9 protein-coding genes and 2 pseudogenes are annotated in these 13,839 nt (G+C 71.8%); 5 read left to right on the top strand and 6 right to left on the bottom strand.

Going from position 1 to position 13,839, the window contains the following annotated elements; genetic code table 11:
• Positions 1-10: 10 nt before the first annotated feature.
• A complete protein-coding gene (galA, locus tag ACMYLB_RS21655) occupies positions 11-2,428 on the bottom strand; it encodes a beta-galactosidase GalA (RefSeq protein WP_415909014.1) in 2,418 nt (805 codons plus the stop codon).
• A 153-nt stretch (positions 2,429-2,581) separates the two neighbouring features.
• Between galA and ACMYLB_RS21650 the strand changes: the two genes are divergently transcribed.
• Complete coding sequence (locus tag ACMYLB_RS21650; RefSeq protein WP_415909013.1) at positions 2,582-3,940, top strand: GH1 family beta-glucosidase; 1,359 nt, start codon at positions 2,582-2,584, stop codon at positions 3,938-3,940.
• Positions 3,941-4,136: 196 nt separating this feature from the next.
• On the opposite strand, the gene ACMYLB_RS21645 is transcribed toward ACMYLB_RS21650, so the two are convergent.
• Entirely contained in the window at positions 4,137-5,222 is a 1,086-nt protein-coding gene (locus ACMYLB_RS21645) for a WD40/YVTN/BNR-like repeat-containing protein (RefSeq protein ID WP_415911129.1), read from the bottom strand.
• Positions 5,219-6,319, bottom strand: coding sequence for a hypothetical protein (locus tag ACMYLB_RS21640; protein ID WP_415909012.1), 1,101 nt, complete (start codon positions 6,317-6,319; stop codon positions 5,219-5,221). The genes ACMYLB_RS21645 and ACMYLB_RS21640 overlap by 4 nt, the downstream gene beginning before the upstream one ends.
• Positions 6,320-6,413: 94 nt before the next feature.
• Here ACMYLB_RS21640 and yicI point away from each other — a divergent pair.
• The 3 genes and pseudogenes from yicI to ACMYLB_RS21625 form a co-directional block, all read left to right on the top strand.
• A pseudogene (yicI, locus tag ACMYLB_RS21635) lies at positions 6,414-8,685 on the top strand (alpha-xylosidase).
• The gene (locus ACMYLB_RS21630; protein ID WP_415909011.1) at positions 8,682-9,536 is read left to right on the top strand and encodes a LacI family DNA-binding transcriptional regulator; all 855 of its coding nucleotides are present in this window, start codon (positions 8,682-8,684) and stop codon (positions 9,534-9,536) included. The pseudogene yicI and the gene ACMYLB_RS21630 overlap by 4 nt, the downstream one beginning before the upstream one ends.
• A pseudogene (locus ACMYLB_RS21625) lies at positions 9,482-9,847 on the top strand (substrate-binding domain-containing protein); the annotation flags it as partial. The gene ACMYLB_RS21630 and the pseudogene ACMYLB_RS21625, both read left to right, overlap by 55 nt.
• Before the next feature lie 142 nt (positions 9,848-9,989).
• Here the strand turns inward: ACMYLB_RS21625 and ACMYLB_RS21620 are convergent.
• Together ACMYLB_RS21620 and ACMYLB_RS21615 are read right to left on the bottom strand one after the other, a co-directional pair.
• On the bottom strand, positions 9,990-11,015 hold the full coding sequence (locus ACMYLB_RS21620; RefSeq protein WP_415909010.1) for an NAD-dependent epimerase/dehydratase family protein: 1,026 nt from the start codon (positions 11,013-11,015) through the stop codon (positions 9,990-9,992).
• Positions 11,016-11,088: 73 nt separating this feature from the next.
• On the bottom strand, positions 11,089-12,216 hold the full coding sequence (locus tag ACMYLB_RS21615; RefSeq protein ID WP_415909009.1) for a hydroxyacid dehydrogenase: 1,128 nt from the start codon (positions 12,214-12,216) through the stop codon (positions 11,089-11,091).
• An 84-nt stretch (positions 12,217-12,300) separates the two neighbouring features.
• On the opposite strand from ACMYLB_RS21615, the gene ACMYLB_RS21610 reads away from it, so the two are divergent.
• Entirely contained in the window at positions 12,301-12,792 is a 492-nt protein-coding gene (locus ACMYLB_RS21610) for a response regulator (protein WP_415909008.1), read from the top strand.
• On the opposite strand, the gene ACMYLB_RS21605 is transcribed toward ACMYLB_RS21610, so the two are convergent.
• Positions 12,726-13,784 carry an NAD(P)-dependent alcohol dehydrogenase gene (locus ACMYLB_RS21605; RefSeq protein WP_415909007.1) on the bottom strand — a complete coding sequence of 353 codons (1,059 nt, stop codon included), beginning with the start codon at positions 13,782-13,784 and terminating at the stop codon, positions 12,726-12,728. The genes ACMYLB_RS21610 and ACMYLB_RS21605 overlap by 67 nt on opposite strands.
• Between the last annotated feature and the right edge of the window lie 55 nt (positions 13,785-13,839).

The raw sequence follows: 13,839 nt of genomic DNA, 5'->3' as shown, positions 1-13,839 counted from the left end.
GAAAGCGGACTCAGCGAGTCGGGACGGTGATCTCGGCGGAGGCAAGGCCGTCGGCCTGCGCGGTGAGCGTGAGCGGGCCGGCGTCGCGCGCGGCCTGCACGATGACCTGCGCATAGCCGTTGAACAGGCTGCGCTCGCTGCCGCGGTCGGCCTCGTGGCAGCTCGGATCGCCGTTGCCGACGCCGAGGATGCGGCCGCCGGTGACGGTGAACCTCACCCGGTTGCCCGCCGTCGGCACCTGCCGGCCCCGCGCGTCGACGGCCGCGACGGCGAACACCACGACGTCGCCGCCGACGGGCGCCTCGGCGCCGGTGCGGAGCTCCCTGCGGTCGGGCGCGAGCGCGAGCCCGGCCGGCGCGCCGGTGGTCTCGACGCGCGTCGTCTGCACGACCTGCCCGCCGCGGTAGCCGCGCGCCTCGAGCACGCCGGGCTGGTAGACGACTTGCCACTCGAGATGGCCGTTGCGCGGCATGTCTTTTTTTCCGAGCGAGGCGCCGTTGAGGAAGAGCTCGACGGCGTCGTGGTTGCTGGAGCACGTGACCTTTAGCTCCTGACCGGCCTTGTCGGGCCAGTTCCAGTGCGGCGCGACGTGCAGGACGGGGCGGTCGGTCCACCACGATTGCAGGTAGTAGAAACTGTCCTTCGGAAAACCGCAGGTGTCCATCAGCCCGAACTGCGAGCTGATCGCCGGCCAGCCGAACGGCGTCGACTCGCCGCGGTAATCGAAGCCGGTCCAGAAGAACAGCCCCGCGAGGAACGGGCGCGCGGCGTAATACTGCCAGCCGATCTCGCAGTTGCCGCCGCTGTCGCCCTTGGCCAGCGGCGCGAGGTGGCCGCGCGGCTTGTCGTCGAAATAGACGCCGCGCGTGCCCTGCGTCGTGGTTTCCTCGGTGCCGACGCCGGGCTGCTGCGGAAACTTCCGGTGCTGCTCGTCGGGATTCGACTGCGCGATGTAGTTGTAGCCGACGACGTCGGTGGTCGTGGAGCTGCCGCCCCAGCCGCCGCTGATGGCGACGGTCGTGCGGCGCGTCGGGTCGAGCCGGTGCGCGTGCGCCTGCATCGTGGCGGTGAGGCGCGCGCCGAGGACGTTGCCCTCGATGCGCCATTCCTCGTTGCCGACGGACCAGAGGATGACGCTGGGGTGGTTGCGGTCGCGGCGGATCATCGTCTCGAGCCGGCCGAGCTGGTCGGGGCTGGCGCCCATCAGGCGGTTTTCGTCGATGACGAGGAAACCGAGGCGGTCGCACGCGTCGAGGAACGCCGGGCTCGGCGGTTCGTGCGCGGTGCGGACGGCGTTGCAGCCCATCTCCCGCAGGCGGCGGAGGCGGAACTCGATCAGCGCGTCCGGCACGGCCCCGCCGACGCCGGCGTGGTCCTGGTGGAGGTTCACGCCTTTCAGGACGACGTGCCGGTCGTTGAGGAAGAAGCCGTGGTCCGGGTCGAAGCGGACCGAGCGGATGCCGAACGGCGTCTCGTAACGGTCGGCGATCGCGCCGGCGGCGTCGCGCACGACGGTGACGAGGCGGTGCAGCGCCGGGTCGTCGGGCGACCAGAGGCGCGGCGCGGCGACGGCGAGCGCCGCGGAGAACTCCTTCGCCTCGCCGGCGGCCAGCGCGAGCGCGGCGGATTTCCCGGTGGCGACGACGCGGCCGTCCGGAGCCTGGATGCTCTGCTCGAGGGTGAAGCCGGCCGGCGCGGAGGACTCGTTTGCGATCGTGACGCGCGCCGTGACGTCGGCGCGCGCGTGGTCGGCGCCCAGCTCCGCCGTGACGAAGGTGCCCCAATGCGCCACGTGCAGCGGCGCCGTCTTGGTCAGCCAGACATGGCGGTGGATGCCGGCGCCCTCGTAATACCAGCCCTCCTCCAGCGTGACGTCGGCGCGCACGGTCACGACGTTCTCGCCGCCGTAGTTGAGGATGTCGGTGACGTCGTAGCGGAAACTCGTCGACCCGCTGACCTGCCGGCCGAGGTAGAAGCCGTTGACCCAGACGATGGCGTCGCGGTGCACGCCGTCGAATTCCAGCGCGATGCGCCGGCCGAGGTCGCTCTCGGGGACCGCGAAGGTCTTCCGATACCAGCCGACGCTGCGCTCGGGAAAATTCCGGCCGATCGCCTTGTAGCCGTGGCTGTGGCTGCCCTTCGCGTCGAACGGCGCCTCGACGGCCCAGTCGTGCGGCAGGTCGAGCTCGCGCCACGCGCTCGCGTCGAACTTCGGGTCGGCCGGGCCGTCGCCGTAACCGGCCTTGGCGAGGTAGGAAAAGTAGCCGGTGCCGTGATTGAAATCCTTCGCCGCGTCGGCGGGGTGGCCGAAGGCGAAGCGCCAGCCGGCGTCGAAATTCGTCCGCTCGCGCGGTGCGTCGGCGGCGAGGACGGAGGCGGCGGCGCCGCAGAACGCGGCGGCGAGGAGCGAGAGGAGCAGGCGCTTCATGGGAGGGGTGGCGCGCGACGCGCGGGGAGCCGAGCCGGGCGCGACCGTGGGGAAAGCGTCCGGAAAGGGCAAGTTTTTCGTTAAATCAGGCTTTCCACGGGCGATTTTTCGCCGCATGTTGACGGCCCCGTTCCCCTGCGTCCCCTCTTCGCCATGCTGCCTGCCGCTCCGTCCTCGTCCGCCTTTCCGCCCGGTTTCGTGTGGGGCGTCGCCACCGCCGCTCCCCAGATCGAGGGCGCGGCGCGCGAGGACGGCAAGGGCGAGTCGGTCTGGGACCGCTTCGCGCGGCTGCCGGGCCGGATCCACGGCGGCGACACGCTCGACGTCGCGTGCGACCACTATCACCGCTTCGCCGAGGATTTCGCGCTGATGCGCTCGCTCGGCATCCGGCACTACCGCCTCTCGCTCGCGTGGCCGCGGATTTTCCCGCAGGGCGACGGCGCGGTGAACCGTGCGGGGCTCGATTTCTACCACCGGCTCTTTGCCGCAATGAAGGCGAACGGCATTACGCCGTGGGTGACGCTGTTTCACTGGGACCTGCCGCAGGCGCTCGAGGACCGCGGCGGCTGGGTGAGCCGCGGCACGGTCGACGCGTTCGCGCGCTACGCCGACACCGTCGTGCGCGAGTTCGCCGGCGAGGTGAGGCACTGGATCACGCTGAACGAGATCCGCTGCTTCACGACGCTCGCCTACGGCTTCGGCGGCAAGGCGCCGGGGCGCAAGGTCACGCCGCAGGAGCTGAACCAGACCTACCACCACGCGATCCTCTGCCACGGCCACGGCGTGCGTGCGGTGCGGCAGTTCGGCGGGCCCGGCGCGCAGGTCGGGCTGACCGACAACAGCGACATCTGCATGCCGGCGACGGAGACCGCGGCCGACATCGCGGCCGCCCGCGCGTGGTATGCGCGGCGCAACGATTTTCTCCTCGGAGCGATTCATCGCGGGAGTTACTCGCCGGAATACCTCGCGCGCTGCGGGGCGGACGCCCCGACGGTCCGCGACGGCGACTTCGCGCTCATCAGCGCACCGACGGATTTCCTCGGCCTCAACCTCTACACCGGCACGTTCGTGCGCGCGGGGCGCGACGGCGCGGTCGAAGAGCTGCCGCTGCCGGCGCACTACCCGAAGGCCGACAGCCCCTGGCTGCACTGGGCGCCGCAGGTGATGTATTGGGGCACGCGCCTGGCGTTCGAGACCTACGGCGCGCGGCCGATCTACATCACCGAGAACGGCTGCGGCTACAACGCCGAGCCCGTCGTCAACGGCGAGGTCTTCGACCTGCACCGCCGCGACTTCCTCCGCGCGCACCTGCGCGAGCTTGAGCGCGCCGTCCGCGACGGCGTGCCCGTGGCGGGTTATTTCCTCTGGTCGTTCATGGACAACTTCGAGTGGGAGGACGGCTACGAGCGGCGCTTCGGCATCGTGCACGTCGACTACGCGACGCAGCGCCGCACGCCGAAGCTCTCCGCGCGCTACTACGCCGAGATCATCGCCCGCAACGCGATCGTGTGACGCGCATCCGATCCCGGAGCGCCAAGCGCGCTCCTCGCCCCAGGCCCGATCATCCGGGCTTGTAACCTATTAGGTTACAGTAGCGCCTCATCCGCCGATTGAGGCGAACGACAGTGTAACCTAATAGGTTACACCTTGAATGCGGGCGACGGGCAACGGGGCGTTGCGGAACCGGCCGCCGGGATCGGGGTGGCGTCTACTTCTTCGCCGGCAGAGGCTCGCCGACGAAGATGCCGCGGCCGCTGGTGCCGAGGTAGACGCGGCCGTGCACGCGCGGGTCGCCGGTGAGGCAGCGCAGCCAGCCGAGGCGCAGCCGCGCGTCGTTGAGACGGATCCAGGTCGCGCCGCCGTCGTCGCTGCGGAAGAACGCCTCCTCGCCGCGGACGGTGCCGTCGAGGAAGACCGCGGCCTCGCGCCGGCCGGGGGCCGGGGCGCCGAAGCCGACCTGGTGGGCGGCGCTCACGCCGGGGAGGGCGTGGAAGGTCCTGCCGCCGTCGCGCGAGACGAGGAGCCCTTCATCCGTCGGCAGCCACAGGCTGCCCTCGACGCCCGGCTCGGCGCGGAGCTTGCCGGACTTGGCCGGAAGCGCGCGCAGGCGCTCGAAGCTCACGCCCCCATCCGCGCTGGCGTAGAACGCGCCGGCGACGGAGTCGTAGACGTAGAAGCGCTGCGGGTTCACGCGGTCGGCGACGGGCCCGTAGGTCGGCCACAGCGTCGTGGCGACGAGGCTGGTGCGGCTCTCGTGCCAGGTGGCGCCGCCGTCGGTGGAGTAGTGCGGCTTGCCGCCCTTGGGCAGCCAGACGAGACGCGTGCCGTCGGCCGAGAGGGCGGCGAGCCCGGGGCCGTGCCTGGTCGCGGCCTCGGGCGCGGTGGCGAAATCCTGCCAGGTGGCGCCGCCGTCGCGGGACAGCGCGCCGCGCGTCGGGCCCCAGTGCGTGCGCACGACGAGCGCGGGCACCTGCTCGGCGAACGCGAGGCCGGGATTGCCGCCGTGAAACGGCTGGAAGGCGCCGCCGACGGGCGAGACGGCAAGGTTGTCGTGCCGGAAGCCGCCGACGTCGCCGATCGCGCTGAGCAGCGGCGCGCCTTCGGGCGGGCTGACGAGTTCGTCGATCACGGTTTCCTCGAGGCCCTTGTTGGGGAACTGCCAGGTGATCGTCTGGCCGGCGGCGACGTCGGCGTTGGCCTGGTCGGTGGCCCAGACGCCGTAGCCGGTGACGAACCACAGGCGCTCGGGGTGTGCGGGGTCGACGGCGACGTCGCTGATCCAGTGCGGCTTCATTGCCTGCACGTAGGGCGCGCCGGTGAAATTCCACTTCGAGTGCGCGAGCAGCGGCGTCCAGGTCGCGCCGCCGTCGGTGGAGCGGAAGATCTCGTCGCCCTTCGTCCAGCGATTGAGCGTCGAGACGTAGAGCGTGCCGGGGTGCCGCGGGTCGAGCGCGAGGCCGGCGTAGCCGAAGGTGTCCTTCTGCTCCGGGGCGGGTCGCGCCGGGCTGATCTCGGTCCAGCGCGCGGCGGCGGGCTCGAACTTCCACACTGCGCCCGCGGTGACGCCGTTGGGACCGAGGGCGTTGCCGCCGGCGAGGAAAAGCGTGCCGTGCGCGTCCGCGGCGGCGTGATGCCAGAGCAGGCCGCGCGGCTGGCCGGCGACGGGGCCCAGCTTTTGCCGCCGTCGGTCGAGTGGTAGAGCGTTTCCTTGGCCGGATCGGCGGCGCCGGCGTAGACGACCGGAGTCGGATGTCCGTCCGCTCCGCTCGCGGCGTCAAACAAGACGAAGGTCACGCCGCCGGGAGTGAATCCCGTCACCTGCGCCCACTCGCGGCCGCCGTCGCGGCTGCGCCAGAGGCCGTCGTGGTTCGTGCCGAGCAGCAGGTGGCGGCCGTCGTGCGGGTCGACCTGGAGGCGTTCACCGGTGCCGCGGCCGTCCTGGTTGCCGCCGAGCTTGAACGGCAGCTCGGCGATCTCCCAGGTCGCACCACGATCCTCGGACCGCAGCACGGCGGCCTGGCGCGCCCACTCGGAGAAATACGCGCCGCACGCGAGGTAGACCCGCGCCGGATCGCGCGGGTCGAGCGCGAGGCTGATCACGCCGTAGAGGTCGCCGTTGGCGCGATCGATGCCGTCGTTGAGCGGGAGCCAGGCGCGGCGCGCGGCATCCCAGCGGTAGGCGCCGCCGACGTCGGTGCGCGCGTAGAGCAGGTCCGCCTCGCGCGGGTGAAAGGCGAGCCCGGTCACGTAGCCGCCGCCGCGGATCGCGACGTTGCGCCAGACGTAGGGCTCGGCGGGGGCGGCGCCGCGCGCGGCGGAACCGAGGACGCTGGAAAGGGCACACGCGCACAGCGCGGCGGCAAACGACCGGCGGGGGAAAACACGGGACATGACGGGGCGGGGGAGCGCGATTCAGAGGAAATTTCAGGTTGCCTTGCAAGATTTAACGCTACATCAAGCCTTTCCGCCCCTTTCTCCCCCTGCCATGAAATTCACCGACGGCGCCTGGCTGATGCAGCCGGGCGTGCAAGCCCACTACCCCGCGGAAGCGCACACGGTCGCTCGCGAGGGTGACGCCCTCGTGATCCATGCCCCGACGCGGCCGATCCGGCACCGCGGTGACACGCTCCAGGGGCCGCTGCTCACGATCCGGCTCAGCTCGCCGCTGGAGAACGTCATCCGCGTGCGGCTCGAGCATTTCAGCGGCGCGCGCGCGCGGGCCGTTCCTGCCGCTGGCGGGCGGGCCGGCGCCACGGGTGGAGATCGCGGCGGACGACACCGCGGCGACGCTGACCAGCGGCGCGCTGACGGCGCGCGTCGAACGCACGGGCAGCTACGCGCTGACCTTTTCCGCGGGCGGCCGCGTGCTGACGCGCAGCGGCTGGCGCGGCGCGGCCTACATGCAGGGGCCGGGCGGCGCGGCCCACGTCGTCGAGAGCCTGAGCCTCGGCGTGGGCGAGAACGTCTACGGCCTCGGCGAGCGCTTCGCGAGTTTCGTGAAGAACGGCCAGACGGTGGAAATCGCCAACAAGGACGGCGGCACCGGCAGCGACCAGGCCTACAAGAACGTGCCGTTCTACCTCACGAACCGTGGCTACGGCGTGCTGGTGAACGAGACCGGCCACGTGTCGTTCGAGGTCGCGTCGGAAAAGGTCTCGCGGGTGCAGTTTTCGATCCCCGGCGAGAGCCTGGAGTATTTCGTCATCGCCGGGCCCGACCCGAAGGACGTGCTGCGCCGCCTCGCCGCGCTCACCGGCCGGCCGGCGCTGCCGCCGCCGTGGTCGTTCGGCCTGTGGCTCTCGACGTCGTTCACGACGAACTACGACGAGGCGACCGTCACAAGCTTCATCGACGGCATGAAGCAGCGCGGCCTGCCGCTGCATGTGTTCCATTTCGACTGCTTCTGGATGCGCGAGTTCGACTGGTGCAGCTTCGAGTGGGACGCGCGCGTGTTCCCCGACCCGGCGGGACTGCTGCGCCGGCTGCACGAGCGCGGGCTGCGCGTGTGCGTGTGGATCAACTCCTACATCGCGCAGCGCTCGCCGCTCTTCGCCGAGGCCGCGCAAAAGGGTTATCTGCTCAAGCGCCCCGACGGCTCCGTCTGGCAGACCGATCTCTGGCAGCCGGGCATGGGCATCGTCGACTTCACCAACCCGGCCGCGGCGGCGTGGTTCGCGGGGCACATCACGCGCCTGCTCGAGACCGGCGTCGACGCGATCAAGACCGACTTCGGCGAACGCATCCCGACCGAGGGCGTCGTCTACCACGACGGCTCCGATCCGGCGAAGATGCACAACTTCTACCCCGTGCTCTACAACGAGTGCGTCTTCCGCGCCCTCGAGGCGAAACGCGGCCGTGGCGACGCGGTGCTCTTCGCGCGCTCGAGCTACGCGACCGGGCAGCGCTTCCCCGTGCACTGGGGCGGCGATTGCTGGTCGACGATGGAATCGATGGCCGAGTCGCTGCGCGGCGGGCTCTCGCTCAGCTTGTGCGGCTTCGGCTTCTGGAGCCACGACATCGGCGGCTTCGAGGGCACGGCGCCCGCCTACATCTACAAGCGCTGGGCGGCGTTCGGCCTGCTCTCGTCGCACAGCCGCCTGCACGGCAGCACCAGCTACCGCGTGCCGTGGGCCTACGACGAGGAGGCGTGCGACGTCGTGCGCTTCTTCACGAAACTGAAGTGCCGGCTCATGCCCTACCTGTGGGCGGCGGCCGTGGAGGCGCACCGCGAGGGCGTGCCGACGCTGCGCGCGATGCTGCTCGAGTTTCCCGACGACCCGGCGTGCGACCCGCTCGACCGCCAATACCTGCTCGGCCCCGCGCTGCTCGTCGCCCCGGTCTTCACCGAGGACGGCACGGTCGACTACTACCTGCCCGCCGGGTGCTGGACGCACCTGCTCACCGGCGAGGTGCAGGAGGGCGGCCGCTGGCACCGCGCGCGCCACGGCTTCCTCAGCCTGCCGCTCTTCGTGCGCCCGGGCAGCCTGGTCGCGCTCGGCGCGACGGACGACCGTCCCGACTACGATCTCGCCGCGGGCGTGACGCTGCGGGCGTTCGAGCTCGCCGACGGCGCCACCGCCACGGTCGAGCTGCACACGCCCGCCGGCGAAACCAGCCACCGCGCCACGGCGTGCCGCCGCGGGTCGCGCGTGGAGTTCGCCTGGCAGGGCGCCGCCCCGGCGCAGTGGTCCGCCCAGGTCGGCTCCGGCCCCGTCGTCGCCGCGCCGCCGGGCGCGGGCGCGCTCACCCTCGGATGATTTCCCCGATCCAGCCGCGGCTTGCCCTCGCGCCGGCCGCGACTGAGATTGGCTTTCTCCCCATGCCGCGTCCCGCGAAGAAAAAGACCAAGCACGTCCGCGCCGCCACGCTCGCCGACGTCGGCCGCGTGGCCGGCGTTTCCGCCATGGCCGCCTCGGCGGTGCTCAACGGCGCGCGCACCTCGTCGCGCATCTCGCCCGAGACGCGCGAGCGCATCCTCGCCGCCGCCCGCCAGCTCGCCTACCGGCCCAACGCCGCGGCCCGCGCGCTGGCCAACCGCCGCATGGACACCATCGGCGTCGCCGCCGTCATCGCCGACGGCGAGCTGAACCACTATTTCCTCGAGGTGTTCAACGGCATCCTCGAGGCCGCCGCCCGCCACGACCAGAACACGACGGTCTTCGCCCTGCACAACTGGACGAAGGACCCGGAGCGCCTGCACCGTTTCTGCGACGGCCGCATCGACGGCCTCATCCTGCTCGCGCCGACGTTCCACGAGGACCACGTGGCGCTGCCCGCGCACACGCCGTTCGTCTCGATCCACGCCAACATCCCGGTGCCCGGCGTGCTCAACATCGAGAGCGACGAGGAGCGCGGCGCCTACGAGATCACGCGCCGTCTGCTCGTGCAGGGCCACCGCCGCATCCTCCATCTCGCCGGTCCCAACGACCTCATCGGTCCGCAGCGCCGCATCCGCGGCTACCAGCGCGCGCTCGCCTCGCTCCGCCAGGCCTTCGACCCCGACCTGCTGGTGCCCGCCGGCTTCAACACCAACGAGGGCGCGGCCGCGCTGCGCGGGTGGCTGCGCCGCCACCAGGAAAACCGCTCCCGGACGCGATCTTCTGCGTGAACGACGGCGTCGCCATCGGCGGCATCGAGGCTCTGGCCGAGGTCGGCCTGCGCGTGCCGGACGACGTCTCGGTGGTCGGCTTCGACGACTCGCTCGCCGCCCGCATGTGCGTGCCGCAGCTCACGACCGTGCGCCAGCCGCTCCGCGCCATGGGCGCACGTGCGGTCGACGTGCTGCTCAACCGCATCGAGAAGCCGGAGACGAGCGCCGGCTCGACCGACAAGCCGATCGTCTTCCCGGTCGAGCTCGTGCACCGCGCCTCGATGGCCGCGCCCGCCGAGAACGGCCGCCTCGTGCCGCTGCTGCGCTGAGACGCCGGCGCGGCGGGAGCGGAGAGGAAGGGCGCGGGACAAGCGCCCCTACCGCCAAGGGCGGCACAGGCCGCGGAGGAAACGGACGCTGCGCACTCCGGGCAAGGGCAGGGACCGTTGCCCCCCAACGGCCCTCCGTGACTCAGCCGGCGAAATCCGCCTGCGCCTGGGCGAGGCCGCGCTCGTAGGCGGCGACCAGCTTGTCCCAGCGGCGGTTCATCTCGGCGTCGACCGTCTGGCGGGCGGGATCGGCCTCGAACCACGCCAGCGTGCGGCGGATGCCGGTGGCGAAATCCGTCCGAGCGGCGAAGCCCGGCACGAGGCGTTTCAGCTTCGCGTTGTCGAAGACGGCGCTGACGGACTTGTCGCCGAGCAGCGTGCCCTCGACGGCGGGCACGCAGGCGATGATGAAGTCCGACGCGATGTGCACGAAGCGCGGCGTGGCGACGCCGGCGGCCGCGGCGGTGAGGGCGAAGATCCGGTTCCACGTCAGCGCCTCGTCGGAGGTGATGTGGAACGCCTCGCCGATCGCCTGCGGGTGGCCGAAGAGCCCGAGCAGGCCGGCGGCGAAGTCGGTGTTGTGCGTGATCGTCCAGAGCGAGGTGCCGTCGCCGGGGATGATGACCGGCGCGCCGCGGCGCATCCGGTCGATGGCGGTCCACGGCTGCTGCCAGGCGTTCAGCACGAGCGGAATCTGGTCGTCGCCGTAGGTGAGCGAGGGGCGGACGATGGTGTAAGGAAAACCGCCGGCGCGGTGCGCGGCCTCGAGCTCGAGTTCGGCGGCGATCTTTTTCCGCGCATATTCCCAGTGCGGGTTCACGCGCGGCGTGGACTCGGTGAGGAGGTAGGGCGGCAGCGAGGGCTTCTGGTAGATGCTGGCCGAGCTGATGAAGACGTATTGGCGCGTGCGGTCGCGGAAGAGCTCGACGTCGCGGCGGATGTCCTCCGGACCGAAGGCGATCCACTGCACGACGACGTCCCAGGTGTGGCCGGCGAGCGCGGCGCGGACGCCGGCGACGTCGGTCAGGTCCGCCGTGATCGTGCGCGCGCCGGCGACGGGCCGGTGCTGGCCGCGGTTGAGCAGCCAGAGGTCGTGGCCGGCAGCGAGGGTCTGGGCGGTGACGGCGCGGCTGATGACGCCCGAGCCGCCGAGGAAGAGGATTTTCATGGAGGGAGCGGAGAGTTGAGCGGTGAGCGGGGGAGGGCGGGCCGCGGCCGGCGGAGCGGAGGACGGTGCGCGCTCAACCGGTGCTGTTTGCCGGTGGGCGCGTCGTGTCGCTCAGCGACCAGGCGCCGACGGGGATGCTGCGGAGCTTGGCGACGGTCGCGGGATTGGCGCGCTGGCAGCGGGTGGGCGCGCCGCCGGCGAGGATGGCCTCGAGGTCGTCGGCGACGAAGCGGCCGATGAGGGTCTGGATTTCCGGCACGCTGCCGAGGCGGTGCGCCTGGACGAGGGTGTTGGGGACGTTGCGGCCCGGCTCGTCGGGCGGGATGGGCTCGACCGGCCAGACGTCGATGCCGGCGCGGATCTGGCCGCGGCGGGCGGCGGCGAGCAGTTCGGGAAAATTCACCAGCGCGGCGCGGCTGCCGAGGATGACGACGCTGCCGGGCACCATGAGGTCGAACTGGCGCGCGCCGATCCGGCCGGCGTTCTCCTCCGTGACGGCGGCGAGGAGGAAGACCACGCGCGCGCGGGCGAAGCACTCGTCGAGCGCGGCCGGGATGCCGCCGTGCGCCCGCAGCGTCGCCTCCGGCACCCACGGGTCGTGGAGGAGGATCTCGTCGGAGAACGGGCGGAGCAGCGGCAGGAGCGCGCGGCCGAGGTTGCCGAAGCCGGCGATCGCGAGCGGCTTGCCGTGGAGGAGGAAGGAGTCGTGGTTGTCGCCCTTGAATTCCCGGCCCGCGCGCACGGCGGCGTCGGCCTCGTGCATGCGGCGCGCGAGGGAGATGGCCATCGCGAGCGCCAGCTCGGCGACGGGGCGGGCGTAGACCGGGGCGGTCGAGAGCACGGGGATGCCGCGGCGCTCGCACTCGGCGTAGTCGACGTTGGGGAGGAAGTTGCTCTCGACGTTGAAGACGGCGCGCAGGTGCAGGGCGCGGTCGAGGCGGGCGCGGTCGAGCGGCGACTGCCCGATCAGCGCGATGGCCCGGGGCAGGTGCCGGTCGATGTGCTCGGCGGCGGCGGGCGAGCCGTCGTGCCAGAGCACGCGGCCGAGCTTTTCCAGGCGGCGTTTCGTCGGTTCGTCGAAGATGCGGTCGATCCGGCGCGGGTGGGGATCGAGCAGGATGACGGGATCGGAGGGGAGGAGCGGACATCGGCGCGGGCCGCCGCGGCCGGAGAGCGGCGGCGCCGTGTCGTCATCCGACATCGGGCGCGGCTTGGCGAGCGCTATCCGGGCGCGGCGCGTTCGCGCGTTGACCGGTGGGCGCGGTTGGCGCTGACTGGGCGCGACATGACCGACCGGAGCGCGCTTTCCATCCTTGTGGCCGACGATCAAGTCGAGCTGGTGGAACTCGTGGCCGGCTGGCTGCGGCGCGCCGGCCATCAGGTGGTGGGCGTCACCTCCGGCCGGCAGGCGGCGACGGTGCTGGCCTCGCGGTCGGTCGACGTCGTCGTGACCGACGTGCTCATGCCTGACGGCGACGGCATCGAGCTGCTCGGCTCGCTGCGGCAGCGCGCGCCCCGGCCGCGGCTGATCGCGATCTCGGGCGGCGGGCGCTACATCGAGTCGAAGGACTGCCTGGAGATCGCGCGCGGCTGCGGGGCGGAGATCGCGCTGCGCAAGCCGTTCACGAGCGCGCAGCTCCTGGCGGCGGTGCAGGGCGCGAGCTCGCGCAGGAGGATTGAGCGGCGGCCGGGCCGGCCGCCGCGGCCCGCTCAGCGGAGCGAAGCCATGTCGATCACGAAGCGGTATTTCACGTCGCTCTTCAGCATGCGCTCGTAGGCGTCGTTGATCTGGTCCATGCGGATCATCTCGATGTCGCTGGTGATCCCGTGCCGGCCGCAGAAATCCAGCATCTCCTGGGTCTCGGGCAGGCCGCCGATGAGCGAGCCGGAGAAGGAGCGGCGGCGGAAGATCAGCGGGAACGCGGCGACGGCGAGCGGCTTCTCGGGCGCGCCGACGAGCGTGAGGTTGCCGTCGCGCTTGAGGAGGTTGAGGTAGGCGTTGAGGTCGTGCTGGGCGGAGACGCAGTCGAGGACGAAGTCGAAGCTGCCCGCGTGCGCGGCCATCTGCGCCTCGTCCTTGGAAACGACGACCTCGTGCGCCCCGAGGCGCAGCGCGTCGGCGGTCTTGCCGGGCGAGGTGGTGAAGAGCACGACGTGCGCGCCGAAGGCGCGGGCGAACTTCACGCCCATGTGGCCGAGCCCGCCGAGACCGACGACGCCGACCTTCTGGCCGGGGCCGACCTTCCAGTGGCGCAGGGGCGAGTAGGTGGTGATGCCGGCGCAGAGCAGCGGCGCGACGGCGGCCGGGTTGAGGTTTTCCGGGAGGCGCAGGACGAAGTCCTCCGTCACGACGATGCCCTGGGCGTAGCCGCCGAGCGTGCCGCCGCCGAGGATCGGATCGGTGCTGCCGTAGGTCATGACCATGCCGGTGCAGAACTGCTCGAAGCCGTCGCGGCAGTCGGGGCAGGTGCGGCAGGAGTCGACGAGGCAGCCGACGCCGACGAGGTCGCCGACCTTGAACTTCTTCACTCCGGCGCCGACCGCGACGACGCGGCCGACGATCTCGTGGCCGGGCACGGCGGGATACTGGGTGAAGTTCCATTCGTTGCGCGCGAAGTGGAGGTCGGAGTGGCAGACGCCGCAGTAGAGGATGTCGATCTTCACGTCCGTCGCGCCGGGCTCGCGGCGCGCGATGGTGGTGGGAGCCAGCGGCGATTGCGCACTGGCGGCGGAGTAGGCTTTGACGGAGTAGGCGCGGGGAGTGGGCATGGGAACGGGGAGGGAGGTGGGCGGCGATCGCGGGACGGGCGGGAAAGGCAACGCG

The sequence above is a fragment of the Oleiharenicola sp. Vm1 genome (genome assembly GCF_047777955.1).
Taxonomy (GTDB): domain Bacteria; phylum Verrucomicrobiota; class Verrucomicrobiia; order Opitutales; family Opitutaceae; genus Didemnitutus.
The sequence above is the reverse complement of the archived record's forward strand: the minus strand, read 5'-3'. Positions and strand labels throughout refer to the sequence as shown.

Excerpts from the sequence above, each read along its gene's own strand:
- ACMYLB_RS21640 (WP_415909012.1), bottom strand. The coding sequence starts at position 6,319 with ATGTCCCGTGTTTTCCCCCGCCGGTCGTTTGCCGCCGCGCTGTGCGCG.
- ACMYLB_RS21630 (WP_415909011.1), top strand. The coding sequence starts at position 8,682 with ATGATTTCCCCGATCCAGCCGCGGCTTGCCCTCGCGCCGGCCGCGACT.
- galA (WP_415909014.1), bottom strand. The coding sequence starts at position 2,428 with ATGAAGCGCCTGCTCCTCTCGCTCCTCGCCGCCGCGTTCTGCGGCGCC.
- ACMYLB_RS21615 (WP_415909009.1), bottom strand. The coding sequence starts at position 12,216 with ATGTCGGATGACGACACGGCGCCGCCGCTCTCCGGCCGCGGCGGCCCG.
- ACMYLB_RS21650 (WP_415909013.1), top strand. The coding sequence starts at position 2,582 with ATGCTGCCTGCCGCTCCGTCCTCGTCCGCCTTTCCGCCCGGTTTCGTG.
- ACMYLB_RS21605 (WP_415909007.1), bottom strand. The coding sequence starts at position 13,784 with ATGCCCACTCCCCGCGCCTACTCCGTCAAAGCCTACTCCGCCGCCAGT.
- ACMYLB_RS21610 (WP_415909008.1), top strand. The coding sequence starts at position 12,301 with ATGACCGACCGGAGCGCGCTTTCCATCCTTGTGGCCGACGATCAAGTC.
- ACMYLB_RS21620 (WP_415909010.1), bottom strand. The coding sequence starts at position 11,015 with ATGAAAATCCTCTTCCTCGGCGGCTCGGGCGTCATCAGCCGCGCCGTC.
- ACMYLB_RS21645 (WP_415911129.1), bottom strand. The coding sequence starts at position 5,222 with ATGAAGCCGCACTGGATCAGCGACGTCGCCGTCGACCCCGCACACCCC.